This window comes from Micromonospora sp. NPDC003776 (assembly GCF_053605645.1).
The window spans coordinates 1-23,606 of the sequence record NZ_JBSGJR010000038.1 but is presented as its reverse complement, the minus strand read 5'-3'; the positions used below and the strand labels follow the sequence as shown (position 1 = coordinate 23,606).

The following is a 23,606-nucleotide window of genomic DNA, read 5'->3' as shown; positions in this document are numbered from 1 at the left end:
AGCACGGTCTGCTCGCCGGTCTTCGCAGCGATCTCGTCCCATCCGGGCCGATTCCGCAGCTACCGAGAGTCTGGTGTGTGAGAGATGTTGCGAGTGATAGTCCGCCGCCTGCTGCAACTGGTGGTGACCCTGATAGCGCTGTCCGCGCTCATCTTCATCTGGCTGCGGAACCTGCCCGGCGGCCCGATCGAGGCGCTGCTCGGTGAGCGGGCCACCCCGGCGAGCCGGGCCCTGCTGATCAAGGCGCTCGGCTACGACCAGCCGATCCTGGTGCAGTACGCCAAGTTCATGCAGCGGGTCCTCACCGGCGACTTCGGCAACTCCATCCGGACCGGCGACCCGGTCACCGAGGTGATCGGCCGGGCCTTCCCGGCCACCATCGAGCTGGCCGTGGCCGCCATGATCATCGCGGTCGGGCTCGGCGTGCCGCTCGGTTACCTCGCCGCCCGGCACCGCGGCCGGCTGCTGGACAACCTCAGCATCGCCGGCACCCTGCTCGGCATCTCGATCCCGATCTTCTTCCTGGGCTACCTGCTCAAGGACGTCTTCACCCAGAACATCCACTGGTTCCCGCCCTCCGGGCGGATCAGCACCGGGGTGGACAACACGGACGTGACCGGGTTCTTCGTCCTCGACGGCCTGCTCACCCGGGAGTTCGACGCCACCGGCGACGCGCTCTGGCATCTGATCCTGCCGGCGTTCACGCTGGCCACCATCCCGCTCGCCGTGATCGTCCGGATCACCCGGGCCAGCGTGCTGGACGTGCTCAACGAGGACTACGTCCGCACCGCCGAGGCGAAGGGCCTGCGGCACAAGACCATCCGGGGCCGGCACATCCTGCGCAACGCCCTGCTGCCCGTGGTGACCACCATCGGCCTGCAGACCGGCGCGCTGCTCTCCGGCGCGGTGCTCACCGAGAAGGTCTACAACTGGGGCGGCCTGGGGACGTTGATCACCGACTCGATCAGCGGCGGCCGTGACTACCCCGTGCTCCAGGCGCTGATCCTGCTGGCCGCGCTGGTCTTCGTGGTGGTCAACCTCCTGGTCGACCTCTCCTACGCCTTCATCGACCCGAGGGTGCGTGTGCGATGAGTGATCCGATCACCCGCCCCACCGTGGGCGCCGAGCGCGACGGCGTGGACCCGTCCGCCGTCGAGGAGAAGCCCGAGGGCGTGTCGCCGAGCGCGTTCGCCCGGCTCGGCGAGCGGAAGCGCGCCCGGCTGGACGCGCTGGCGCAGGCCGGCGTCGACAAGGGCGGCGTGAGCCTGATCCGGGACGCGTTCCGCCGGCTACGGCGCAACCCGGTGGCCATCTTCGGTGCGGTCATCGTCGGCCTCTTCATCCTGGTGGCGATCTTCGCACCGCTGCTCGCGCCGCACGACCCGGCGCAGCGCTTCGACGAGCTGACCAAGAACCTGACGGTCGACAACATCCCCGGCGCCAGCAGCGACTTCCCCCTCGGCTCCGACCCGCTCGGCCGGGACTTCCTCTCCCGGATGATCTACGGCAGCCGGCAGACCCTCTTCGTCGGCGTGGTGGCCACCATGATCGGCCTGGCCCTCGGCGTGCTGATCGGCGCGCTGGCCGGCGCCTTCGGCGGCTGGATCGACAACGTCCTGATGCGGTTCACCGACGTCATGCTGGCGCTGCCGGCCCTGCTGCTGGCGATCAGCCTGGTGGCCATGGCCAGCCGGTCGAGCCAGTGGACGGTCATCTTCGCGGTGGCCATCGTCAACGTGCCGATCTTCGCCCGGCTGCTGCGCGGCTCGATGCTGGCGCAACGGGAGAGCGACCACGTGCTGGCCGCCCGGGCGCTCGGCGTGAAGCAGCGCAGCATCGTGCTGCGCCACATGCTGCCCAACGCGATGACCGCGGTGATCGTGCAGGCCACGCTGACGCTCTCCACCGCGATCCTGGAGGCCGCGTCGCTCTCCTTCCTCGGTCTCGGGGACCCGGACATCAACCGGGCAGAGTGGGGCCTGATGCTCGGTGTGGACGGCCAGCGCTACTTCGAGGTCCGGCCGGAACTGGCCTACTACCCGGCCATCGCGATCATCGTGGTCGCGCTCGGCTTCACCCTGCTGGGTGAGGGCATGCGCGAGGCGATCGACCCGAAGAACCGGCGGTGACGGCGATGCGGACCAGCACGTCCGGCTGCTGCCGGCGAGAGGAAGTGACCCGATGAGCCTGCTCGACGTACGCGACCTGAGCGTGGTGTTCCAGCGCCGCGGTGAGCGGCCGTTCACCGCGGTCGACCAGGTCAGCTTCAGCGTGGAGCCGGGACAGACCGTCGGCCTGGTCGGCGAGTCCGGCTGCGGCAAGAGCGTGACCAGCCTGGCGATCATGGGCCTGCTGCCCCGGCGGGGCAACAAGGTCAGCGGCCAGGTGATGTTCGACGGCGCCGACCTGCTCCAGCTGCGCCCCGACGACATGCGGGACCGGCGTGGCCGGGACATCGGCATGATCTTCCAGGACCCGCTCTCCTCGCTGAACCCGGTCGTCCCGATCGGCGTTCAGGTGGCCGAGGTGCTCGAGCGGCACCGGGGCATGGACCGCAAGGCGGCGCTGAAGGAGGCCCGGGAACTGCTCGACGCGGTCGGCATCCCGGACCCGAACCGGCGGCTGAAGGAGTACCCGCACCAGATCTCCGGCGGCATGCGGCAGCGCGCGCTGATCGCCATCGCGCTGGCCTGCAAGCCGCGGCTGCTGATCGCGGACGAGCCGACCACCGCGCTGGACGTGACCATCCAGGCGCAGATCCTCACCCTGCTCAAGCAGCTCGTTGACGAGACCGGCACCGCGCTCATCATGATCACGCACGACCTGGGCGTGGTGGCCGGGCTCTGCGACACGGTCAACGTGCTCTACGGCGGCAAGGTCGTCGAGCGGGCCGCCCGGCACGAGCTGTTCGCCCGGCCGCGGCACCCGTACACCCACGGGCTGCTTAACTCGGTGCCGCGGCTGGACTCGCCCCGCGGCGAGCGGCTGCACGCCATCCGTGGCTCGGTGGCGGACAACATCCCGTGGGCCGAGGGGTGCGCCTTCGCGCCCCGGTGCGACAACGTGGTGGACGCCTGCCTGGAGGGCCCGCCTCCGCTCGAACCCACCGCGACCGGCGGCGACCTGCGCTGCAACAACCCCGTAACCGAGGAGGTGGCGGTCCCGTGACCGAGGAGCGGACCGGACCACTGGTCGAACTGCGCGACGTCAAGGTCCACTTCCCGATCAAGAGCGGCGTGCTCGTCGACCGCACGGTCGGCTACGTCTACGCCGTCGACGGCGTCTCCCTGTCGATCAACAAGGGCGAGACGTACGGGCTGGTGGGCGAGTCGGGCTGCGGCAAGTCCACCCTCGGGCGGGGCCTGCTGCGGCTGGTCGAGCCGACCGACGGCGAGATCGTCTTCGACGGCACCGACGTCCGCTCGCTCAAGGGCGAGGCGATGCGCAAGGCCCGCCGCCGGATGCAGATGATCTTCCAGGACCCGCTGTCCAGCCTGGACCCCCGGCAGTCGGTCGAATCGCTGCTGGTCGAGGGGCTCAAGGCGCACGGCCTGGCCAAGGACAAGGCGGCCACCGCCAAGAAGCTCCGGGACACCCTCGCGGCGGTCGGCCTGCCCGCCTCGGCGCTGAGCAAGTACCCGCACGAGTTCTCCGGCGGCCAGCGGCAGCGCATCGGCATCGCCCGGGCGCTGGTGCTCGACCCGGACCTCATCGTCGCCGACGAGCCGGTCTCCGCGCTGGACGTGTCCATCCAGGCCCAGGTGCTCAACCTGCTGGAGGACATCCAGAACGAGCTCGGCCTGACGTATTTGATCATCGCGCACGACCTGGCGGTGGTCCGGCACATCGCGGACACGGTCGGCGTGATGTACCTGGGCGGCCTGGTGGAGGAGGCGTCCAGCGACGACCTCTACCGGGAACCGATGCACCCGTACACCAGGGCGCTGATGTCGGCCGTGCCGGTGCCGGACCCGCAGGTGGAGGACCGCCGCGAGCGCATCCTGCTCGCGGGCGACCTGCCCTCGCCGACGAACCCGCCGGCCGGGTGCCGGTTCCACACCCGCTGCCCGTGGGCCCAGCCGAAGCGCTGCGCAAACGAGCGGCCGGCGCTGCGTGAGGTGCTCGACGGCCACCGGGTGGCCTGCCACTACGCCGAGGACATCGCGGCGGGCCGGATCCGGCCGCACGAGGTGGAGCCGGAGCTGGTCCGGCCGGACGACGGCGCGGCGCCCGGCGACACCGGTGAGCTGATCCCGACCCCGTGAGCACGGCACGAGGCCCCCTTCCCCAGCCGGGGAAGGGGGCCTCGTCGCGTCTCAGCCCTCGGGGCGGTTGAGCAGGGCGACCGCGATGCTGTGCACGGCGTCCAACCCGGACGGGTCGGTCAGCGCCGCCCGGCCGCCGGTCACCGCATACCACTCGTCGGCGTCCTTGTACTGCACCCGCAGGGTGACCTGGCCGTCCGCCCACTCCGTGCGCAGGGTCAGCTCGCCGGTCACCACACCGGCCTCGTCCGTCATCACCCCGCCCGGACCGGCCGTGACGTCGGTGGTCCGCTGCTGCGGCCCGCCGGTCGCGGCCGGCGCGCCCGGTGCGGCCGGTGCGGCCGGCGGGGTGGCGTCGGCGGACATGCCGGCCCCGGACACGTCCGCAGGGGCCGGCGACGCGCCGTCGGCGGTCATGCCGGCCGAGGTCGGACCGGTCGCCGTCCCGCCACCGCCGGCCGCCGCGTCCCCGCCCGCGGTGTCCGGTGTCTGTCCCGGCCCCGGCGTCACTCCGGTCACGGCTTGCTCGCCCATGTGCAGCCCTCCAACATGTCCGTCAGGGCGGCCTTCTCGGCACTGGTCACCGTCAACCGCCAGTAGTGCTTGACCGTCACCCAGTCCGCCGCGTACCGGCACCAGTACCCCTTGTTCGCCGGCTTCCACTGGGACGGATCCTGGTCACCCTTTGCCCGGTTGGAACGGAGGGAAACCGCCACCAGCTGCGGTCGGGTCAGGTCGTTGGCGAAGTCACCCCGCTTCGAGTCGTCCCACTCGTCGGCCCCGGAGCGCCAGGCGTTGGCCAGCGGAACCACGTGGTCGATGTCCACGTCCGCCGGATCGGTCAGCACCAACCCGTCGTACGGGCTCTCCCAGCGGCCGCCCACCACGTTGCAGCCGGAGAGCTTGATGCTCTCCCCGTCCCGTTGCAGCACGCTGTCCCGTACGTCGCAGTTCTTGCCGGTGTCCCGCCAGTGCGGGAAGCGGGACCGGCTGTAGCCCTTCATCGACCCGGCGGCCGCGACGGTCAGCTCCCCGAGTTGCTGGTTGACGTTCCCCGCGGCACTCGGCGGCGTGTCCGGCCCGTCGGCCACCGGCACGCACCCGGCCGCGCCGAGGGCCACCATCGCGGTGAGCACGGCCGCCGACCCGGCACGGGCTCCTGATCTCGTACGCACAGACGACACCTCTTTAGCTTGCGGGCTCCCGGCGAGTCCGCACAGTACCCGGCGGCGGTTTCCGTGATTCGTGGCGTCGGAAGTGGAGCGCGGGCAGAGTGTTCTTCCATGACCGCACCCGCATCCGCCCTCCGGACGGGCACCGCCGCCGGGCGGGGCACCCTGCTCGCCGCGATCCTCGCCTCCGGGATGGTCTTCCTGGACAGCACCGTGGTCAACGTGGCGCTGCCCCGGCTCGGCCGGGAACTCGGTGCCAACGTGGCAGATCTCCAGTGGACGGTGAACGGCTACCTGCTCGTGCTGGCCGCGTTCGTCCTGCTCGGAGGTGCGCTCGGCGACCGGTTCGGCCGGCGCCGGATCTTTCTCCTCGGGGTGGCGTGGTTCGCGGGAGCGTCCCTGCTCTGCGGGCTGTCGCAGGGCACCTCCTGGCTGATCGCGGCCCGCTTCCTGCAGGGCGCCGGCGGTGCGCTGCTCACCCCCGGTTCGCTCTCCGTGCTCCAGGCCAGCTTCCATCCGGACGACCGGGGCAAGGCGATCGGCACCTGGTCCGGGCTCTCCGGAGTCTCCACCGCGCTCGGCCCGCTGCTCGGTGGCTGGCTGATCGACGCTCTCTCCTGGCGGTGGATCTTCTTCATCAACCTGCCGCTGGCGGTGGCCGTGGTGCTCGCCGCGTTGCGCTGGGTCCCGGAGAGTCGGGACGTGGCCGCCTCGCGTGCCGGGGCGGGCCGGCGGTTCGACATCGCCGGGGCGCTGCTCGGCGCGCTGGGGCTGGGCGGCGTCACGTACGCCCTGATCGACGCCCCGGCCCACGGCGTCGGCTCCCCGGTGGTGCTGGCGGCGGTGCTGGTCGGAGTGCTCGCCGTGCTGGCCTTCGTGCTGGTCGAGCGGCGGCGTGGGGACCGCGCGATGCTTCCCACCACGCTCTTCTCCAGCCGGCTCTTCTCGGTGCTGAACGTCTTCACCGTGGTGGTCTACGCGGCGCTCGGCGGGTTCACCTTCTTCCTCGCCGTCTACCTGCAGAACGTGGTGGGCTGGTCGGCGCTGCTCACCGGCCTGGCCACCGTGCCGATGACGCTGCTGCTGCTGGTCGGCTCGGCCCGCGCCGGAGCGCTGTCGGCCCGGATCGGGCCGCGGCTGCCGCTCACCGTCGGCCCGGTGCTCGCCGCGGTCGGCCTGCTGCTGCTGCGGCGGGTCGGGCCGGGCGCGTCGTACTGGACGGACGTGCTACCCGGCGTGGCCCTGTTCGGGGCGGGCCTGACCCTGGTGGTAGCGCCGCTCACCGCCTCGGTGCTGGCCGCGGTGGCCGACCGGTTCGCCGGGGTGGCCAGCGGCTTCAACAACGCCGCCTCCCGGGCCGGTGGCCTGCTGGCGGTGGCCGCGCTGCCCCTGCTGGTCGGCCTCTCCGGCACCGGGTACGAGCAGCGGGCCGCGCTGACCGGCGCGTTCCGCGGCGCGCTGCTCTGGTGCGCCGGGCTGCTGCTGGCCGGGGCCGCGATGGCCGGCCTGCTGATCCACCGCCCCGAGCGAAAGGCGCCCCCGTCACAGCCCTGCCCGTCCCTGCCCGCGTCGACGCCGCCGGACGAGCGGTAAGGAAGGGCACCTTCTTAACGCCTCCGGTAGAGGAGGGGCCCCTTTTAACACGCAGCCGGCTGCGGAGCGAAGGAAGGCAGGATGGGTTGCTACGGTCGCCCGATGAGTGACCATGACGACCGGCTCCGGTATCGCCTGCTCACCGGGCCCGACGACGCGGAGTTCTGCCGGCGGGTCAGCGCGGCGCTGGCCGAGGGCTACCGGCTGCACGGCTCGCCGGCGATCACGTTCGACGGTCAGCGGGTGATCGTGGCCCAGGCGGTCGTCCTGGACGACGTGACGCCGAGGTTCCTTCCCGCCTGAGGGCCCGGGGCTCGGTCCGCCCGGCGGGTCGGGCGTTAAGAAGGGCCCCCTGTTATGCACGAGGCGTTAACAGGGGGCCCTTCCTTGCACGTCAGCTGCGGGCGCGGTTGACGGCGCTGGTGACCGCCTTGATGGAGGCGGTGACGATGTTGGCGTCGACGCCGACGCCCCAGACGGTGCGGCCGTCCACCTCGCACTCCACGTACGCGGCGGCCTGCGCGTCGCCGCCCGAGGAGAGCGCGTGCTCGTGGTAGTCGAGCACCCGTACCGCCACGCCCACGGACTGCAGCGCGCCGACGTACGCGTCGATCGGGCCGTTGCCGACCGCGGTCAGCGGGCGGACCTCGCCGCCGACGCCCACCCGGGCCTCGATCTCCACCTTGCCGTCGGCGGTGCCGATGGCGTAACCGGCCAGGGTGACCGCCGGGTCGACCTGGTGGTCGACCAGGTAGTTGCGGGCGAAGATCTCCCACATGGTGTCCGGCTCGACCTCGCCGCCGTCGTGGTCGGTGACCTGCTGGACCACGCCGGAGAACTCGATCTGGAGCCGGCGCGGCAGGTCGAGCTGGTGCTCGCTCTTCATGATGTACGCGACGCCGCCCTTGCCGGACTGCGAGTTGACCCGGATGACCGCCTCGTAGGTGCGGCCCAGGTCCTTGGGGTCGATCGGCAGGTAGGGCACGGCCCAGGTGAACTCGTCCACCGGCACGCCGGCCGCCGCGGCGTCGGCGTGCAGGGCGTCGAAGCCCTTCTTGATCGCGTCCTGGTGCGAGCCGGAGAAGGCGGTGTAGACCAGGTCGCCGGCGTACGGGTGCCGCTCGTGCACCGGCAGCTGGTTGCAGTACTCGACGGCGCGCCGGACCTCGTCGATGTTCGAGAAGTCGATCATCGGGTCGATGCCCTGGGAGAACAGGTTCAGTCCCAGGGTGACCAGGTCGACGTTGCCGGTGCGCTCGCCGTTGCCGAACAGGCAGCCCTCGATCCGGTCGGCGCCGGCCAGCACGCCCAGCTCGGCGGCGGCCACGCCGGTGCCCCGGTCGTTATGCGGATGCAGGCTCAGCACCAGGCTGTCCCGCCGAGGCAGGTGCCGGTGCATCCACTCGATCGAGTCGGCGTACACGTTCGGCATGGCCATCTCGACGGTGGCCGGCAGGTTGACGATCAGCTTGCGGTCCGGGGTCGGGTCGACCACCTCGATGACCTTGGTGCAGACCTCCAGCGCGTACTCCAGCTCGGTGCCGGTGTACGACTCCGGCGAGTACTCGTAGTGGATGTCGGTGTCCGGGGTGTGGATCTCCGCGTACTTCTGGCAGAGCCGGGCGCCCTGGGTGGCGATGTCGGTGATGCCGTCCCGGTCCAGGCCGAAGACCACCCGGCGCTGGAGCGTCGAGGTGGAGTTGTAGAAGTGCACGATGGCCCGGCGGGCGCCGCGCAGCGACTCGAAGGTCCGGTCTATCAGGTGCTCCCGGCACTGGGTCAGCACCTGGATGGTGACGTCCTCCGGGATGAGGTCCTGCTCGATCAGCTGCCGGACGAAGTCGTAGTCGGTCTGGCTGGCCGAGGGGAAGCCGACCTCGATCTCCTTGTAGCCCATCTGCACGAGCAGTTGGAACATCCGGCGCTTGCGCTCCGGGGACATCGGGTCGATCAGCGCCTGGTTGCCGTCGCGCAGGTCCACGGCGCACCAGCGGGGTGCGGCCTCGACCCGACGGGTCGGCCAGGCGCGGTCCGGCAGGTCAACCCGGAACTGCTGGTCGTACGGCAGGTAACGGTGGAACGGCATCCGGCTGGGGCGCTGCCGGGCGATCGGATCGGTCTCAGCGTCGGTGACAGGTTGAGCCATCTCAGAGTGCTCCCTGGGAACATGTGGCGTCAGCAGATCGGAAGGTGTCGGCGTAGCTGCCCGGCGACGGTGCCGGGTGCCGAGAGGAAGTTCGGATGTGCTGGACGGCGCGGTTCAACTCCGCGACGAGGTGCCGGCCGGTCAGGCCTCGTCGCGGCAGCCAAGGAGAAGGAACGCCCGCCACATGACAGGGTCACCCTACGTGGTGGGACCGGGAGTGGGAAGGCGGGTCCGGACTATGGGACCGGCGTCACTGCCGGTTCGCCCTCGGATCGCGCCTCGCCGAGCCGGGGCGTGCGCCCGGCCCAGGCCACCGCGGGCACGATCGCCAGTCCGACCAGCACGAAGATCGCCGCCGTCGGGTACCAGCCCCAGCCGCCGGTGGTCACTCCGAGCGCGGTCAGTCCCGCCGGGGCGATCAGGAACTGCACCTGCGAGCCGAGCCGGAACGCCCCCACGTACGCGCCGCGCTGGGCGGCCGGCGGCAGGGTGGCGGTGAGCCCCCAGGTGCCCGCCGACTCGACCAGTTCGGCCACGATGAGCAGCGTCGCGGCGGCCACCAGCACCACCACCGTGACCGTGCCGTGGGTTGCCCGGGAGACGGGCACCACCAGGCAGAACAGGGCGATCAGCAGGGCCCCCCGGCGGGACGCCCGGGCGGCGCCCGGCGCGGTGTCGGCGCCCCGGCTGGCGCGTACCTGGAGCAGCACGATCAGGACCGTGTTGAACAGCACCAGCGCGGCGATCAGCGTCTTCGGGGCGTCGGTGTGGGTGAGGATCCAGAGCGGCATGACCGTCAGGTAGAGCGTCTGGTGCGCGGTGAGCAGCCCGGAGAGCAGGGACACCGCCATGAACGGGCGGTCCCGGAGCACGGTGAGCCGGCTCATCGGCTCGGTCGGCCGGGTCACCTCCGGCAGCCGGGGCAGCCGGCGTACGAAGATCGCCGTCACCAGGAACACCCCCGCGATGAACCAGGCCATCCCCCGGTAGGCGGTGATCGTGTCCACCGCCAGCACCAGGCCGCTGATCACCGCGCCCAGCCCGAACCCGACGTTCAGCAGCGAGCGCTGGTACGCCATGGCGGTGACCCGCTCCTCTGGGGGCAGCGCGTTGATCGAGTAGACCTGCCGGGCCGTGCCGCCGGCCGCGTCGACCAGGGCCAGCGCGACCACCACGGCGAGGAAGCCGGGGAACCTGCCCACCAGCGGGTACGCGGCGAAGAGCGCGGCCTGGACCAGCTGCCCGGTCACCCAGACCCGTTGAGCCCCGAACCGGTCGGTGAGCCCGCCGAGCGGGACGGTGCCGAGCAGGGACACCCCGGCCGCGACCGAGAGGCCGAAGCCCACCTGGGCCGGGCTGAGCCCCAGCGCCCGGGTGAAGAAGACGGCGCTCCCGGCCTGGAACAGGCCGTGGCCGACGGCGTACACCATGGCCTGCACGGCGAGGGCGCGGGTCAGCCCGGCCGGCGGTACGACGTGCCGGACGGCGGTGCGGATGGTGTCCCTGGTCCCCATGGCGGGTGAGTGAACCGCGCCCCCCCCCCACGGATCGGTCGAGCCTTTTAGGCTGGGCCGAATCCTGCGTCCGGGGGTGCGCGTGTCCGAGTTGCGGTTCAGCCTGGCCGACGTTGCGGGACTCCGGTTCGCCGTCTCACCGGCCAACGAGACGGTCATGAGCATGTGGGCGCTGGCCGACCCGGTCCGTTACTCCGTGCACCTGCCCTGGAGCGACCGGGCCCGGGTGACCCTGCGTCGCCCGGAGGTGGCCGACCGGGTCCGGCCGCTGGTGGAGCTGACCCGGCCGCGCCGCTGGCTGCCCGATTTCCTCACCCCGGCGGCCCGGCCGGACCTGGAGATGGCCGAGCAGCTCGACCAGATCGCCGCGACGCCGGCGGACGTGGTGGTCAAGGATCTGCTGGCGACCACCCCGAGCGCGCCGCTGAGTCCGTTCGGGCGGGCGCTGCTCGCCGATCCCCGCGGGCTGCTGCCACAGCTCGTCGACGCGGTCCGGGTCTGGTACGACGAGGCGATCGCCCCGGACTGGCCACGGATGCGCGCGCTGCTCGACGCCGACGTGGCGTACCGCGCCGCCCAGCTCGCCGAGGGCGGCGCCGGCCAGCTCTTCGCGCAGCTCCATCCCAGCCTGCGCTGGCTCGGCGACCGGGTGGTCAGCGACGACCCGTTCGAGCGGGACTTCGACCTCGGCGGCCGTGGGCTGGCGCTGAACCCAGGGGTGTTCACCGATCGGCGGGTGTTGTGGAACCTGCTGGAGGACTCGTTGCCGGCCGGGGCGTACCCGGTTCGCGCGGTGGGGACGCTCTGGGAGCGAGCCCCGGCCCTGCCCGGTGACCCGCTGGTGCGGGTGGTGGGCGCTGGCCGGGCGGCGTTGCTGCACCTGCTCGACACGGCGACGACCACCACCGACCTGGCCCGACTCACCGGGATGTCCGCCGGGAACGTCTCGCAGCACCTCTCCGCCCTGCACGCCGCCGGGCTGGTCGACCGGTCCCGGGAGGGCCGGCACGTGCGCTACCGCAACACCGAGGTGGGCGCCTCCCTGCTCCGCGCCGCCCGCGGCACCTGACCGGCCTCCCGGCTGCCGGCGGGTTGCGGCAAGGCGGGGTGTCCCGGCGGCGGGAGCCACCGATCTGCCGCTTCCCGAGTCGATCAACGCCGGCTCGGCGGGCGCGGGCGGGCCGGTGGGGCGCGGCTGACCCGGCCACCCGGTCAGGGGAGGATGAGGGCGGCGAGGGGGTGACGGCGGCGCAGGGCGGTCTCCCGGGTACGCAGGTCCGGTGGCAGGGCGAGCGGGTCGCCGAGCCGGCCGACCGCGGCCACCACCAAGGGCCGGATCCCGGCCGGCAGGTCCAGTTCGGTGGCCAGGCCGGCCCGGTCGAACCGGGTGAGCTGGCGAACGTGCAGCCCGAGCGCGGTGGCCTGCACGGTCAGGTGGGCGACCGCCTGGCCCAGGTCGTACGTGGCCCGTTCGACACTCCCGCCGCCGGCACCCGCGTCGGTGTACGCGCCGAGCACCAGGGCGGCGGCGTGTCGCGCCCAGCACTGGTCGGCCTCGGGAAGGGTGACCAGGATCCGCTTCCAGGTCTCGTCCTGCCGGTGCCCGAGGGCGAACCGCCACGGCTGCGCGTTCCCGGCCGAGGGGGCCCAGCGGGCGGCCTCCAGCAGCGAAGCGGCCTCGTCGCCGGTGAGTTCCGCGTCGGGATCGAAGGCTCGAGGACTCCAGCGGAAGGCGAGCAGCGGTGTGAGGTCGGCCATGAGGTGAAGCATCCCTCATGGTGTTCTTTGCCCGAAAAGCGCCCTCGGCAGATGTGGCTAAGAGCACCCGTAACGGACATGCCGGTCAGGGCGTTCCCGCGCTCGGGCTGTCGGCGGGCGTCGGGGCCTCCCGCCCCACCGGGTCGTCCTCGGTGACCGGCCCGGCCAGCTGCACGGTGGCCGGCGCCGGCCCCGGCTCGCCGGCGAGCCGGAGCGTGCCGAACGCGGCCCGGACCGCGCTCGGGGTGCCGTCCGGCCGGTAGCAGTAGATGCCGACGTCCAGCGGAGCGTTGAGCGAGGCCGAGGTCGAATCGACCGAATAGCACTGGCCGGTCGCCCCGGCCGGCGGCTCGGCGGGCGAGACCGCCAGCGGGGCCCGGCGGTCGGTGAGCACCTCCAGCCAGTCGGTGAACGGGTGCTGCACCCGGGGATCCAGCCTCCGCGGGACGCTGTCGTCCTGGTCGCCGAGGCGTACGCAGCTCGGCGGCGCCGAGTGCCCGGCCGAGGGGAGCGCGCACTGGAACAGCCCGTCGGCGGTCGCGGCGAGCGAGACGTCCACCGTGCCGCCCCGCCCCCAACCGGGCACGTCCACCCGCCAGGTGCCGTCGTTCGCGCTGGTCACCGTGATCGTCCGGTCCGGGCCGTCCCCGGTGGCGAAGGTGTACGCGGCGGTCAGGTGCCGGTCCTGGGCGGCGGCGGCCAGCGCGGCGAGTTCGTCGCGAGCGGCGTCGACATCGGCCGGGGCCGGGTCGGTGGTGCTCGTCGGGGCCGGCGTCGGCGGGTCGGCGGTGCAGGCGGAGAGGAGCGCCGACAGGCTGAACGCCAGGACGCCGGTCAGTCGCCGGCCCGCGCGAAGGTGAGCGTGCACCGGGACATTCTCCGGTGCGCGCCCGGGTCCGGGGGTCCGCCGTACGGCTGCCCGTGCCGGCGTGTCGCGGTCTCCGTGGCCGCGGTGTCCGCCCCTGGTGAGCCGCCCCACGCCGGGCCGGATGGTGGGATCACCCGACCCGGCCTCGTGGCCCGCCCGATACCCTGGGGTGGTCTGACACGCGCCGCCGGACCGGAAGCCGGCGGCGTCGGCACGCTCAGGGTCGTCGCTGGGAGGGAGTGCACCGTCGTGGCACTCGTGGTGCAGAAGTACGGCGGGTCCTCCGTCGCCAACGCCGAGCGGATCAAGCGGGTGGCCGAGCGCATCGTGGCCGCCCGCAAGGCCGGCGACGACGTGGTCGTGGTGGTCTCCGCGATGGGGGACACCACCGACGAGCTGCTGGACCTGGCCAACCAGGTCAGCCCGCTGCCGCCCGGCCGGGAGCTGGACATGCTGCTCACCGCCGGGGAGCGGATCTCCATGGCGCTGCTCGCCATGGCCATCCACAACCTGGGGTACGAGGCCCGCTCGTTCACCGGCTCGCAGGCCGGCGTGATCACCACCTCGGTGCACGGCAAGGCGCGGATCATCGACGTCACGCCGGGCCGTCTCAAGGGCGCGCTGGACGAGGGCGCGGTGGTCATCGTGGCCGGTTTCCAGGGCGTCTCGCAGGACACCAAGGACGTCACCACGCTGGGCCGGGGCGGGTCGGACACCACCGCCGTGGCGCTCGCCGCCGCGCTCGACGCCGACGTCTGCGAGATCTACACCGACGTGGACGGCGTGTTCACCGCCGACCCGCGGATCGTGCCGAACGCCCGGCACATCAAGAACATCACCTACGAGGAGATGCTGGAGCTGGCCGCCTGCGGCGCCAAGGTGCTGCACCTGCGCAGCGTCGAGTACGCCCGGCGCGCGGGGTTGCCGATCCACGTCCGTTCGTCATACTCGACCAACACCGGCACCATGGTCACCGGATCGATGGAGGACCTTCCCGTGGAACAGGCACTGATCACCGGGGTCGCCCACGACCGCAGCGAAGCGAAGATCACCATTGTCGGCGTGCCCGACGAGCCGGGTGCCGCCGCGAAGATCTTCGACACCGTGGCCGGTGCCGAGATCAACATCGACATGATCGTGCAGAACGTGTCCACCGAGGGCACCGGCCGCACGGACATCTCGTTCACGCTGCCCAAGACCGACGGCGCGACCGGCATGGCGGCGCTCAGCAAGATCCAGGAGTCGGTCAAGTTCAAGGGCCTGCTCTACGACGACCACGTCGGCAAGGTGTCGCTGATCGGGGCCGGCATGCGCTCGCACCCGGGCGTCGCGGCCGGCTTCTTCGCGGCCCTCGGCGCGGCCGGGGTCAACATCGAGATGATCTCCACGTCCGAGATCCGGGTCTCGGTGGTCTGCCGGGACACCGACCTGGACAAGGCGGTCCGCGCCATCCACGACGCCTTTGACCTGGGCGGCGACACCGAGGCCGTGGTCTACGCGGGCACCGGGCGGTAGCCGGATGTCGTCGCTGCCCACCCTTGCCGTGGTCGGGGCGACCGGTGCCGTCGGCACGGTGATGTGCCAGCTGCTCTCCGCCCGGCGCAACGTGTGGGGGGAGATCCGGCTGCTCGCCTCCGAGCGCTCGGCCGGTCGTCGGGTGCAGTGCCGGGGCGAGGAGTTGACCGTCCAGGCCCTGACCGCGGACGCGTTCGACGGGGTCGACGTGGCGATGTTCGACGTCCCGGACGAGGTCTCCGTGGAGTGGGCGCCGGTGGCGGTGTCCCGCGGCGCGGTGGTGGTGGACAACTCCGGCGCGTACCGGATGGACCGGGACGTGCCGCTGGTGGTTCCCGAGATCAACCCGGAGCAGGTGCGTAACCGTCCCAAGGGGATCATCGCCAACGCCAACTGCACCACCCTGGCAATGATCGTGGCCATCGCCCCGCTGCACCGGGAGTACGGCCTCCGTGAGCTGGTGCTCGCCTCCTACCAGGCGGCGTCCGGGGCGGGGCAGGCCGGTGCGGACGCGTTGCACGCCCAGCTCAGCAAGATCGCCGGGGACCGGGTGCTCGGCTCCCGGGCGGGTGACGTGCGGCAGGCGGTCGGGGACGAGCTGGGCCCGTTCCCGGCGCCGCTGGCGCTCAACGTGGTGCCCTGGGCCGGCTCGCTCGGCGACGGCGGCTGGTCGTCCGAGGAGCTGAAGATGCGCAACGAATCGCGCAAGATCCTCGGACTGCCCGACCTGAAGGTCTCCGCCACCTGCGTACGGGTGCCGGTGGTGACCGGGCACTCGGTCGCGGTGCACGCGGTCTTCGCCACCGAGGTGGACGCCGAGGGCGCCCGCGAGGCGCTGCGCAACGCGCCCGGCGTGATCCTGGTCGACGATCCGGCCGCGGGCGAGTTCCCGATGCCGATCGACGCGGTCGGCACCGACCCCTCCTGGGTCGGCCGGATCCGCCGCGCCGTCGACGACCCGAGAGCCCTCGACCTCTTCGTCACCGGCGACAACCTCCGCAAGGGCGCCGCCCTGAACACCGCCCAGATCGCCGAACTCCTCGCCGAGGAACTCACCCGCCCCTAGCGCGCCGATCTTGGAGTTGTGGCGCCTCGAATGCCCATCCTGCGGCCTTTGCTCAGTGCCACAACTCCATGATCGCGTGGGTCAGGCGGCGGCGAGGTGGACGCCGTCGCGGCCCTGGCGTTTGACGGCGTAGAGGGCCTGGTCGGCCCGGCTGAGGGTGCGTTCCGGGGACTCGCCGGGGCGGGGGAGGGCGACGCCGACGCTGATCGTGCGGCCGGTACGCCGGGCCGCCTCGGTCAACCGCTCGGCGATCCGGACCGCCTCCTCCGGGCGGTTCACCTCGATCACCGCGACGAACTCGTCGCCCCCGGTCCGGTACAGCTCGTCGCCCTGCCGCAGCGCCCCCTCGAGCGCCCGGGCGAGCCCGACCAGCAGCCGGTCCCCGGCCTGGTGGCCGTACGTGTCGTTGACGTTCTTGAACCCGTCCACGTCGATCGCCAGCAGGGCGGTACGCCCCGGGGTGGCGCTGGCGATCCGCTGGCCGAACGGCCCGGTGTGCCGCAGCCCGGTGAGCGGGTCGGAGCTGGCCTGCTCGCGCAGCCGGGCGAGCGTACGCAGCCGGTCGAGGCAGGTCCAGGCCTGGCCGGCGAGCAGCTCCATCAGGTTGACGGTGGTCGGATCGGGCCGCAGCAGCCGCTCGTCGGCGACCAGCAGGAGCCCGCCGCCGTCCGGCGGCCCGACCGGCACCGCCACCAGGGTGCGCGCCCCCGCCGACGCGAGCGGCAGGTAGTCCTCGGTCGGCGGGTGCCCCGCCTCGCCCAGGGTGTACGCGGCGCCGTTCCGGTGCGCCCGGGCCAGCATGCGGCCGAGCGCGGTGGGTCCGGCCTCGGTCAGCTCGGCCCGGATCCGCGACTCCAGCTCACCCGGGGTGCCGGTGGGTGCGCCGAGCCGGGGCCCGCGCCGACCGGCCAGCAGCAGCACGGCCGTGGAGAGCCCGGAGACGTCCCGGGCGGCGGCGATGGCGGCGGCCATCAGGTCCCAATCGGTGGGGGCGGCGGTCATCGCGGCGGCGTGCCGGAGCAGCTTCTCGCTGCGGCTCTCCGCCGGCGGGCCACCGAGCGCGACGATCCGCGCGCCCAGCCGGCCGGCCAGCCGCTCCGCCGTCTCCCGCCACCGCTCCAGCTCGACCGGGTCGCTCCACTGCAGGTCGAGCACGCCGATCGGGCGCCCGGCCGGGTCCAGCACCGGTACGCAGATCTCGGCGGTGACGTCCGGGCGGACCGGGAGGTAGTCGGGGTCGGCGGCGACGTCGGCGACGACGGCCGGCTCGCCGGAGGCGTAGACCCGGCCGACGATCGACCGCTCCAGGTCGTGGCGCGGCGTCGGATGCGCCCAACCGGAGTGGTCGGCGCCGGTCATCAGCGGGACCGTGGCGAAGACCTGCCAGGCTCCGGTGGCCGCGACGCAGCGGAGCCGGCCGTGGACCTGGAGCAGGATCGAGATGGTCGCGGGGGTGTACCGGGCCAGCGCGGCGGCCGTCCACTGGCACGCCTCCAGCGCGGTCGACGCCATCGGCAGGCGGACCGTGACGTCTCGGACGACTCGCTCGTGATCCACGTCGTTCCTGGTCAAAGGGGGGTGGGCGCGATCAAGGGTACTCAGCGGAGGGTCCGCCGACCTTCGTACACATGTGCTATCCACAGGCTGTGGACATGGCCTGTGGGTGCGGCCGGGCCGCGCGGTGGGCCCGGTCGGCGATAGCGTGAGGGTCCCGGTCCGAGGAGGCGTCTATGCTCATCGCCCAGCTCAGCGACCCGCACGTGACCACCGGTCCACGCGCGGCCGAGCAGGCCACCGGGCTGCACCGGGCGCTCGGTCGGGTGCTCGCCCTGCGTCCCCGCCCCGACTGCGTGGTGATCACGGGTGACCTTGCCGACAACGGTCGTCCGGACGAGTACGCCGCGCTCCGCGACGCCATCGGGCGGTTCCCGCTGCCGGTGCACCTGGTCGCCGGCAACCACGACGACCGGGAGTCGCTGCTCGACGCCTTCGGCGGCACGCCCTACCTGGGCGGTGGCTTCTCGGCCCACTACCACGTCGACCACCCGGCGGCGACGGTGGTGGTGCTCGACTCCCTCCTGCCGGGCGACGCCGCCGGCCGGCTCGGCGAGGAGCAGCTCCGCTGGCTCGACGGGGTGCTCGCCGGCCGGCCCGACGTGCCCGCCGTCGTGTGCCTGCACCACCCGCCGGTCGCGGTCGGCATTCCGGCCATGGACGCCATCCGGCTCACCGACGCCGACGCGTTCGCCGCCGTGATCGGCCGCCACCCCCATGTCGTACGGGTGGCCGCCGGCCACCTGCACCGGCCGGTTACCAGCAACTTCGCCGGCACGGTGCTGACCACCGCACCGAGCACCTGGATGCAGGTGAGCCTGACTATGACCGACGACCCGGAGATCTGGATGGTGGCCGAGCCGACCGCCTTCCTGCTGCACCAGGTGGTCGAGGGCGGCTGTGTGACGCACACCGTCCAGGTCAGCCATGCCGCCGGACGGACCTGCTGGTTCTGACCGGATGGACCGGCTCTGGTACGTCGCGTACGGCTCGAACCTGCACGCCGGGCGGCTGCGCCACTACCTCGCCGGGGGCCGCCCGCCCGGCGGGCTGCGGACGTACCCGGGCTGCCGGGACTGCCGACCACCCGGCCGGGACGTCCCGGCGCTGATCCCCGGCGGTGTCTACTTCGCCGGGGAGTCGCAGGCCTGGACCGGCGGGATGGCCTTCTACGACCCGGAGCTGCCGGGGCGGGCGGCGGTCCGCGGCTACCTGGTGACGGTCGAGCAGTTCGCCGACATCGCCGCGCAGGAGATGTACCGGCCACCCGGCGCGGACCTCGGCCTGGTCCGCGCGGCGGCGGAGACCGGCCGGGCGGTCCTGGGCCCGGGCCGCTACGAGACCCTGCTCCGGGTCGGTGCGCGCGAGGGCCTGCCGATGCTCACCTTCACCGCTCCGGTGCGGGCGTCCGACGTGGAGTGGACCGCGCCGGCGCCGGCCTACCTGGGCATGCTGGCCCGGGGGCTGGGCGAGGCGCACGGCTGGGACGCCGGGCGGATCACCGCCTACCTGGCCGACCGGCCCGGCGTCGCCGGGCGGTGGGCGCCGGTGGCACTCCGCGCACTGGTGTCGGGCGTCCTCGCCGCCCGGCGGGGGTGAGGGGTCCGGCGGCGATGCGGCCTGGCCGCTCCACCGGGTGGCTTTCGAGCAGCCGGCCCTGCTGCTCGGTGGACTTCTCGCCTCGGCCGACCCGCGATACGCGACGGAGGCCGCCGGAAAGGATTCCCGACGGCCTCCGCCCTCAGCTCCGGCTACCGCTGGATCAGAGTGCGCCCAGGATCCGGTTGAGCAGGGCGACCAGCCCGTTCAGGGCGCCACCGGCGCCGCCCGTGTTGTCGAGCAGGCCGGCGACCGCGCAGAGCAGGTTGCCGAGCAGGTTGCCCGGGCCCTGCTGCGCCGTGATGTCGAGGACCACCTCGTTCAGGTGGACCTGGAGACCGAGCAGATTGAGGTCCAGCGGCCCGAGGTCCAGGTTGAGGATGTCGCAGGTGCCGCTCGCCTGGACCGGCGTAGTGACCTGCTGGGTAACGGCCCCGAGCGAGGTGCCCGCGGAGTTGGTCATGGTGCCGGTGAGCGTGCCGACCGCGGCCAGCTGGCCGTTCTGGTTGATGAACCGGGTCGGGGTGAAGGTGCCGGTGAAGCTGCCGATGCCGCCGAGCGCGTCGGTGAAGCTACCGGTGACCGGGGTGCTGACCGTGGAGGCCGTCGGTGCGACGGCCGACGCCTGCTGCGTCACCGGAGCGGCCTGCGCCACACCCGTACCGCTGAGGACCAGGCCCGCACTCGCGGCCAGGGCGACGAAGGTGGTGCGGAGACGTGCTGAGCGCATGAAGTTCTTCCTTCCACTGGGGTTGCCCTTGCGCTGCCCCGGTACCCGACGAAAGCCCAGCAAACCAAATAAAGATTCTCACTTTCGATCCATTCCGGACAGCCGTGGCCATCGGTCCGGCCCGTCGGCCGGCCGGCCGGCGCGGAACCACCGCATGCTCGGCTGGACTATCGATATCGGACAGCGCGCCTTTCCTGGCGGATCGGCGCATCATGATCGACTTTCGGGTGCGATCCGGCGGCCGAGGGATGTATTTGCCGGGTCAGAGGTTGTCAGGGGTCAAGGTTCCCGATGACATGAACGTGCCGGCACCCGTCCGCCGGCCGACATGAAGTGGGGGATCCTGTGAAGCAGAGGTTGATCGGCTTCGGGGCCGCGGTCGCGGTCTGCGGGACGCTGGCCGTCGCCGCGCCGGCCCAGGCGGCCACGCCGGCCGTCCAGATCACCAAGGTCTACTACAACTCGCCCGGGACCGACGACCGCTCCAACAAGAGCCTGAACGCCGAGTACGTACGCCTGACCAACAAGCGCAGCACCAGCATCAACCTGAAGTACTGGACGCTGCGCGACAAGTCCAACCACGTCTACAAGTTCGGTGGCGACTTCCGCCTGGCCGCCGGCGCCAGCGTCTACATCCACACCGGCAAGGGCACCAACACCGCGACGCACCGGTACTGGGGCTCCGGCGCGTACATCTGGAACAACACCGGCGACAAGGCGTACCTGCGCAACTCCGCCGGCACGACGATCGACACCTGCTCCTGGGGCAGCAGCGGCAGCTACACCTACTGCTGACCCCGGCGCGGCGCGCCGCCGGACTCCCCGATCCGGGAGCCGGCGGCGCGGCCGGAGTGGCGCTCAGCCGAGCAGGGCGTCGCGCAGCGCCGGGGCCAGCGTCTCCGGCGGCACCTCGTGGAAGCCGCCCGCCAGGCTGACGTGGGTGGCGCCGGGAACCGCCCGGGCGGTCGCCGCCGCCGCGTCGCGCAGCCACTCCGGGCTGCCCGTGCTGTCGACCACCACGGTCGGCGCGGTGATCCTGCTGAGCCGGTCGACCGGCAACTCCCCGTAGCCGGTGACCGTGGTGTCGTACGCGAGAGTGTGGGCGAGCCCCTCCATCCACGACCACTCCGGCGCGGCGCGCATCCCCGCCACCGCCTCGGCCGGCACCCCGACCGCGTCGGTCAGGAACAACTCCACCGCGTCGCCGCGCCGGCCGGCCGACACCAGCTCGGTCAACCGGTCGGCCAGCCCGGGCTTCGCGCCGCCGTGCGGGCCGGCCTGGAACGGCGGCTCGAAGAGCGCCAGCCCGGCGACCGGGAGCCCCTCGGCGGCCGCGTACGCGGCCAGGATCGCCCCGGACGACAGGCCGTAGAGGTAGGCCGAGCCGCCCGCCCGCTCGATCAGGGCCGCCACGTCCTCGATCTCCCGCTGCACCGCGTAGGGTCCGGTGTCGCCGCTGTCGCCCCGGCCCCGCCGGTCGTAGCCGTACACGGTGAAAGCGGAGGCCAGCGCGGCACCCAGCGGACGGACCGTGCCCCGGTCGTTGAACGCCCCACCGACCAGGACGATCGGCGGCCCCTCGCCAGCCGTCTCGTACGCGATCGCGGTGCCGTCGGCGGACCGCACCGTGTCCACCGTCCAGGTGGTCCCATTCGACGTCATGGCTACTTTTCTAGTCCAGACCTGTGACAGCGGGGGCCCGTGAAGGAATTCACCCGCCCGTCATGTCGGACTAGTCGGACGTACCGGTGCAGGTTGCCATCCGTATCCGTCGCTGAGGTGAGCTGCCCTGGTCGACCGACAGCTTGTCAGGTGGCAAGCTTGCTTCGGCAGGCGGCGTCCCCCCGACCGCCGTCATCCGCGATCGACCCCTGTCACGGCACGTCGATGGCCGCCGGACGAACCATCGCCCGGACAGCCACGCGCCGAACCCACGAGGAGTTCCATGTCCGTCCCCGGGATGCGTCGGGCCGCCGTCGGCCTGGCCGCACTCGCCGCGACCGCGTTCACCGCGGTCGCCGTCAACCCCAACCAGGCCGAGGCCGGCCCGAAGCCGGTCGACGTCAAGCTGCTCGCCATCAACGACTTCCACGGCAACCTGGAGCCGCCGACCGGCTCCAGCGGCACCATCGCCGGGCAGACCGCGGGCGGCGCGGAATACCTGGCCACCCAGCTCAAGCAGCTGCGTGGCGCCACCGAGGAGGAGCAGGAGCACACCGTCACGGTCGCCGCCGGTGACCTGATCGGCGCCTCCCCGCTGCTCTCCGCCGCCTTCCACGACGAGCCCACCATCGAGGAGATGAACCTCGCCGGGCTCGAGTTCACCAGCGTCGGCAACCACGAGTTCGACGAGGGCGCCACAGAGCTGCTGCGGATGCAGAACGGCGGCTGCCACCCGGTGGACGGCTGCGGCGACGGCACCCCGTTCGAGGGCGCCAAGTTCCAGTACCTCTCCGCCAACGCCTTCAAGACCGCCACCGGCCAGCCGCTGCTGGCGCCGTACGGCATCAAGAAGATCGACGGCGTCAAGATCGGCTTCATCGGGATGACCCTCGAGGGCACCCCGCAGATCGTCAGCCAGCAGGGTGTCGCCGGCCTCTCCTTCGCGGACGAGGCGGACACCGCCAACAAGTACGCCAAGATCCTGCAGGCCCAGGGCGTGCAGAGCATCGTCGTGCTGCTCCACGAGGGTGGCGTGCAGAACGGCGGCGGCATCAACGACTGCACCGGGTTCAGCGGCCCGATCGTCGACATCGCCAACCGGATGGACCCGGCGATCGACGTGATCGTCAGCGGGCACACCCACGCCGCGTACAACTGCAACATCAACGGCAAGCTGGTCACCAGCGCCAGCTCCTTCGGCCGCCTGGTCACCGACATCGACCTCCAGGTCGACCGGCGCAGCGGCGACGTGATCAGCGCCAAGGCGAACAACGTCGTGGTCACCCGGGACGTCCCCAAGGACCCGGCCAGCACCGAGCTGATCAACCACTACAAGACCGCCCTCGGCCCGGTGGCCGACAAGGTGGTCGGCGAGACCACCGCCGCGATCACCAAGACCCAGGAGAACCTGTACCAGACCGGGGTCGACGTCAACGGCAAGCCGGTCTACCAGACCGGTGAGTCGCCGCTGGGCAACCTGATCGCCGACGCCCAGCTCGCCGCGACGGACAACGAGCAGAACGCGGTCGCCGCGTTCATGAACCCCGGTGGTGTCCGCGCCGACGTCGACGCCGGCCCGGTCACCTACGCCGAGGCGTTCACCGTCCAGCCGTTCGCCAACAACCTGGTGACCCTGGACCTGACCGGGGCCCAGCTCTACTGCATGCTGGAGCAGCAGTTCACCGTCGCCCGGGTGCTGTACGCGTCCTCGACCGTGCACTACGTCGTCGACACCAACGGCACCACCGCGCCCGCCGGCGCGCCGTGCAGCGGCAGCCGGGTGGTCCGGGGCAGCCTCACCATCAACGGTGCCCCCGTCACCGACACCGGGACCTACCGGGTCACGGTGAACAACTTCCTCTCCGGCGGTGGTGACGGCTTCAGCGTCCTCACCGGTGGCACGAACGCCGTCACCGGCATGATCGACCTGGACGCCTTCACCGCGTACCTGACCGAGAAGTCGCCGGTCTCGCCGCCGGCCCTGGACCGGATCCAGACCACCGCCGAGGTCCCCGCCGCCTGACGCGGACCCGGCACGGCGACGGGCCCCGGAGCGATCGCTCCGGGGCCCGTCCGCACATCCAGGGCCGATGTGGGGGGGAAAGGCGGGGTTGTTGTGGCGCCGAGAAGACCGGGGAGAGAACCCATACCGGAGTTTGGGGGA

22 protein-coding genes are annotated in these 23,606 nt (G+C 72.4%); 13 read left to right on the top strand and 9 right to left on the bottom strand.

Annotated features, from left to right (window positions below; translation table 11 throughout):
• The first annotated feature begins 84 nt into the window (after positions 1 to 84).
• The 4 genes from ACWEVO_RS06035 to ACWEVO_RS06020 are packed head-to-tail and all read left to right on the top strand — an operon-like array spanning position 85 to position 4,265.
• Positions 85 to 1,092 (top strand): ABC transporter permease, encoded by a 1,008-nt coding sequence (locus ACWEVO_RS06035; protein WP_452306464.1) that lies wholly within the window; start codon positions 85 to 87, stop codon positions 1,090 to 1,092.
• Positions 1,089 to 2,129: an ABC transporter permease gene (locus tag ACWEVO_RS06030; RefSeq protein ID WP_452306463.1), complete on the top strand. Its 1,041-nt coding sequence runs from the start codon at positions 1,089 to 1,091 to the stop codon at positions 2,127 to 2,129. Before ACWEVO_RS06035 ends, ACWEVO_RS06030 begins: the two co-directional genes overlap by 4 nt.
• A gap of 52 nt (positions 2,130 to 2,181) precedes the next feature.
• Positions 2,182 to 3,168, top strand: coding sequence for an ABC transporter ATP-binding protein (locus ACWEVO_RS06025; protein ID WP_452306462.1), 987 nt, complete (start codon positions 2,182 to 2,184; stop codon positions 3,166 to 3,168).
• Positions 3,165 to 4,265, top strand: coding sequence for an ABC transporter ATP-binding protein (locus ACWEVO_RS06020; protein WP_452306461.1), 1,101 nt, complete (start codon positions 3,165 to 3,167; stop codon positions 4,263 to 4,265). The genes ACWEVO_RS06025 and ACWEVO_RS06020 overlap by 4 nt, the downstream gene beginning before the upstream one ends.
• A 51-nt stretch (positions 4,266 to 4,316) precedes the next feature.
• Here the strand turns inward: ACWEVO_RS06020 and ACWEVO_RS06015 are convergent, their stop codons facing one another.
• Positions 4,317 to 4,799 carry a hypothetical protein gene (locus tag ACWEVO_RS06015; RefSeq protein WP_452306460.1) on the bottom strand — a complete coding sequence of 161 codons (483 nt, stop codon included), beginning with the start codon at positions 4,797 to 4,799 and terminating at the stop codon, positions 4,317 to 4,319.
• Positions 4,781 to 5,389 carry an HNH endonuclease family protein gene (locus tag ACWEVO_RS06010; RefSeq protein ID WP_452306465.1) on the bottom strand — a complete coding sequence of 203 codons (609 nt, stop codon included), beginning with the start codon at positions 5,387 to 5,389 and terminating at the stop codon, positions 4,781 to 4,783. Before ACWEVO_RS06010 ends, ACWEVO_RS06015 begins: the two co-directional genes overlap by 19 nt.
• A gap of 159 nt (positions 5,390 to 5,548) precedes the next feature.
• On the opposite strand from ACWEVO_RS06010, the gene ACWEVO_RS06005 reads away from it, so the two are divergent.
• Positions 5,549 to 7,030, top strand: a complete 1,482-nt coding sequence (locus tag ACWEVO_RS06005; protein ID WP_452306459.1) for an MFS transporter — start codon at positions 5,549 to 5,551, stop codon at positions 7,028 to 7,030.
• A 102-nt stretch (positions 7,031 to 7,132) separates the two neighbouring features.
• A complete protein-coding gene (locus ACWEVO_RS06000) occupies positions 7,133 to 7,333 on the top strand; it encodes a DUF1737 domain-containing protein (protein WP_452306458.1) in 201 nt (66 codons plus the stop codon).
• A gap of 91 nt (positions 7,334 to 7,424) precedes the next feature.
• Here ACWEVO_RS06000 and leuA read toward each other — a convergent pair whose 3' ends face one another.
• Together leuA and ACWEVO_RS05990 are read right to left on the bottom strand one after the other, a co-directional pair.
• The gene (gene leuA / locus ACWEVO_RS05995) at positions 7,425 to 9,176 is read right to left on the bottom strand and encodes a 2-isopropylmalate synthase (RefSeq protein WP_452306457.1); all 1,752 of its coding nucleotides are present in this window, start codon (positions 9,174 to 9,176) and stop codon (positions 7,425 to 7,427) included.
• Between the two features lie 236 nt (positions 9,177 to 9,412).
• Positions 9,413 to 10,690 (bottom strand): MFS transporter, encoded by a 1,278-nt coding sequence (locus tag ACWEVO_RS05990; protein ID WP_452306456.1) that lies wholly within the window; start codon positions 10,688 to 10,690, stop codon positions 9,413 to 9,415.
• Between the two features lie 82 nt (positions 10,691 to 10,772).
• Here ACWEVO_RS05990 and ACWEVO_RS05985 point away from each other — a divergent pair, with 82 nt between their 5' ends.
• Positions 10,773 to 11,759 carry an ArsR family transcriptional regulator gene (locus ACWEVO_RS05985; protein WP_452306455.1) on the top strand — a complete coding sequence of 329 codons (987 nt, stop codon included), beginning with the start codon at positions 10,773 to 10,775 and terminating at the stop codon, positions 11,757 to 11,759.
• A 143-nt stretch (positions 11,760 to 11,902) separates the two neighbouring features.
• On the opposite strand, the gene ACWEVO_RS05980 is transcribed toward ACWEVO_RS05985, so the two are convergent.
• Entirely contained in the window at positions 11,903 to 12,448 is a 546-nt protein-coding gene (locus tag ACWEVO_RS05980; protein ID WP_452306454.1) for a nitroreductase family protein, read from the bottom strand.
• A gap of 85 nt (positions 12,449 to 12,533) precedes the next feature.
• Positions 12,534 to 13,316 carry a hypothetical protein gene (locus ACWEVO_RS05975; protein WP_452306453.1) on the bottom strand — a complete coding sequence of 261 codons (783 nt, stop codon included), beginning with the start codon at positions 13,314 to 13,316 and terminating at the stop codon, positions 12,534 to 12,536.
• A 249-nt stretch (positions 13,317 to 13,565) separates the two neighbouring features.
• Here ACWEVO_RS05975 and ACWEVO_RS05970 point away from each other — a divergent pair, with 249 nt between their 5' ends.
• Together ACWEVO_RS05970 and ACWEVO_RS05965 are read left to right on the top strand one after the other, a co-directional pair.
• Positions 13,566 to 14,831: an aspartate kinase gene (locus ACWEVO_RS05970; RefSeq protein ID WP_452306452.1), complete on the top strand. Its 1,266-nt coding sequence runs from the start codon at positions 13,566 to 13,568 to the stop codon at positions 14,829 to 14,831.
• A gap of 4 nt (positions 14,832 to 14,835) precedes the next feature.
• Complete coding sequence (locus ACWEVO_RS05965; protein WP_452306451.1) at positions 14,836 to 15,897, top strand: aspartate-semialdehyde dehydrogenase; 1,062 nt, start codon at positions 14,836 to 14,838, stop codon at positions 15,895 to 15,897.
• An 81-nt stretch (positions 15,898 to 15,978) separates the two neighbouring features.
• On the opposite strand, the gene ACWEVO_RS05960 is transcribed toward ACWEVO_RS05965, so the two are convergent.
• Positions 15,979 to 17,454, bottom strand: a complete 1,476-nt coding sequence (locus ACWEVO_RS05960; RefSeq protein WP_452306450.1) for a diguanylate cyclase — start codon at positions 17,452 to 17,454, stop codon at positions 15,979 to 15,981.
• 173 nt (positions 17,455 to 17,627) lie between these two features.
• Here ACWEVO_RS05960 and ACWEVO_RS05955 point away from each other — a divergent pair, with 173 nt between their 5' ends.
• Complete coding sequence (locus tag ACWEVO_RS05955) at positions 17,628 to 18,407, top strand: phosphodiesterase (protein WP_452306449.1); 780 nt, start codon at positions 17,628 to 17,630, stop codon at positions 18,405 to 18,407.
• Between the two features lie 4 nt (positions 18,408 to 18,411).
• The gene (locus ACWEVO_RS05950; RefSeq protein WP_452306448.1) at positions 18,412 to 19,050 is read left to right on the top strand and encodes a histone deacetylase; all 639 of its coding nucleotides are present in this window, start codon (positions 18,412 to 18,414) and stop codon (positions 19,048 to 19,050) included.
• A gap of 163 nt (positions 19,051 to 19,213) precedes the next feature.
• Here ACWEVO_RS05950 and ACWEVO_RS05945 read toward each other — a convergent pair whose 3' ends face one another.
• Complete coding sequence (locus tag ACWEVO_RS05945; protein ID WP_452306447.1) at positions 19,214 to 19,780, bottom strand: hypothetical protein; 567 nt, start codon at positions 19,778 to 19,780, stop codon at positions 19,214 to 19,216.
• Positions 19,781 to 20,125: 345 nt separating this feature from the next.
• Between ACWEVO_RS05945 and ACWEVO_RS05940 the strand changes: the two genes are divergently transcribed.
• On the top strand, positions 20,126 to 20,575 hold the full coding sequence (locus ACWEVO_RS05940; protein WP_452306446.1) for a lamin tail domain-containing protein: 450 nt from the start codon (positions 20,126 to 20,128) through the stop codon (positions 20,573 to 20,575).
• Positions 20,576 to 20,638: 63 nt separating this feature from the next.
• Here ACWEVO_RS05940 and ACWEVO_RS05935 read toward each other — a convergent pair whose 3' ends face one another.
• On the bottom strand, positions 20,639 to 21,442 hold the full coding sequence (locus tag ACWEVO_RS05935) for an alpha/beta fold hydrolase (protein WP_452306445.1): 804 nt from the start codon (positions 21,440 to 21,442) through the stop codon (positions 20,639 to 20,641).
• 283 nt (positions 21,443 to 21,725) lie between these two features.
• Here ACWEVO_RS05935 and ACWEVO_RS05930 point away from each other — a divergent pair, with 283 nt between their 5' ends.
• Positions 21,726 to 23,465, top strand: a complete 1,740-nt coding sequence (locus ACWEVO_RS05930; protein ID WP_452306444.1) for a bifunctional metallophosphatase/5'-nucleotidase — start codon at positions 21,726 to 21,728, stop codon at positions 23,463 to 23,465.
• Positions 23,466 to 23,606 lie beyond the last annotated feature (141 nt).

What these genes read in the sequence shown, in the direction of transcription:
- ACWEVO_RS06035 (WP_452306464.1), top strand. Translation starts at nt 85, where the DNA reads ATGTTGCGAGTGATAGTCCGCCGCCTGCTGCAACTGGTGGTGACCCTG.
- ACWEVO_RS05990 (WP_452306456.1), bottom strand. Translation starts at nt 10,690, where the DNA reads ATGGGGACCAGGGACACCATCCGCACCGCCGTCCGGCACGTCGTACCG.
- leuA (WP_452306457.1), bottom strand. Translation starts at nt 9,176, where the DNA reads ATGGCTCAACCTGTCACCGACGCTGAGACCGATCCGATCGCCCGGCAG.
- ACWEVO_RS06010 (WP_452306465.1), bottom strand. Translation starts at nt 5,389, where the DNA reads ATGGTGGCCCTCGGCGCGGCCGGGTGCGTGCCGGTGGCCGACGGGCCG.
- ACWEVO_RS05950 (WP_452306448.1), top strand. Translation starts at nt 18,412, where the DNA reads ATGGACCGGCTCTGGTACGTCGCGTACGGCTCGAACCTGCACGCCGGG.
- ACWEVO_RS06025 (WP_452306462.1), top strand. Translation starts at nt 2,182, where the DNA reads ATGAGCCTGCTCGACGTACGCGACCTGAGCGTGGTGTTCCAGCGCCGC.
- ACWEVO_RS05955 (WP_452306449.1), top strand. Translation starts at nt 17,628, where the DNA reads ATGCTCATCGCCCAGCTCAGCGACCCGCACGTGACCACCGGTCCACGC.
- ACWEVO_RS05945 (WP_452306447.1), bottom strand. Translation starts at nt 19,780, where the DNA reads ATGCGCTCAGCACGTCTCCGCACCACCTTCGTCGCCCTGGCCGCGAGT.
- ACWEVO_RS05930 (WP_452306444.1), top strand. Translation starts at nt 21,726, where the DNA reads ATGTCCGTCCCCGGGATGCGTCGGGCCGCCGTCGGCCTGGCCGCACTC.
- ACWEVO_RS05935 (WP_452306445.1), bottom strand. Translation starts at nt 21,442, where the DNA reads ATGACGTCGAATGGGACCACCTGGACGGTGGACACGGTGCGGTCCGCC.
- ACWEVO_RS06005 (WP_452306459.1), top strand. Translation starts at nt 5,549, where the DNA reads ATGACCGCACCCGCATCCGCCCTCCGGACGGGCACCGCCGCCGGGCGG.
- ACWEVO_RS05980 (WP_452306454.1), bottom strand. Translation starts at nt 12,448, where the DNA reads ATGGCCGACCTCACACCGCTGCTCGCCTTCCGCTGGAGTCCTCGAGCC.
- ACWEVO_RS06015 (WP_452306460.1), bottom strand. Translation starts at nt 4,799, where the DNA reads ATGGGCGAGCAAGCCGTGACCGGAGTGACGCCGGGGCCGGGACAGACA.
- ACWEVO_RS06000 (WP_452306458.1), top strand. Translation starts at nt 7,133, where the DNA reads ATGAGTGACCATGACGACCGGCTCCGGTATCGCCTGCTCACCGGGCCC.
- ACWEVO_RS06030 (WP_452306463.1), top strand. Translation starts at nt 1,089, where the DNA reads ATGAGTGATCCGATCACCCGCCCCACCGTGGGCGCCGAGCGCGACGGC.
- ACWEVO_RS05965 (WP_452306451.1), top strand. Translation starts at nt 14,836, where the DNA reads ATGTCGTCGCTGCCCACCCTTGCCGTGGTCGGGGCGACCGGTGCCGTC.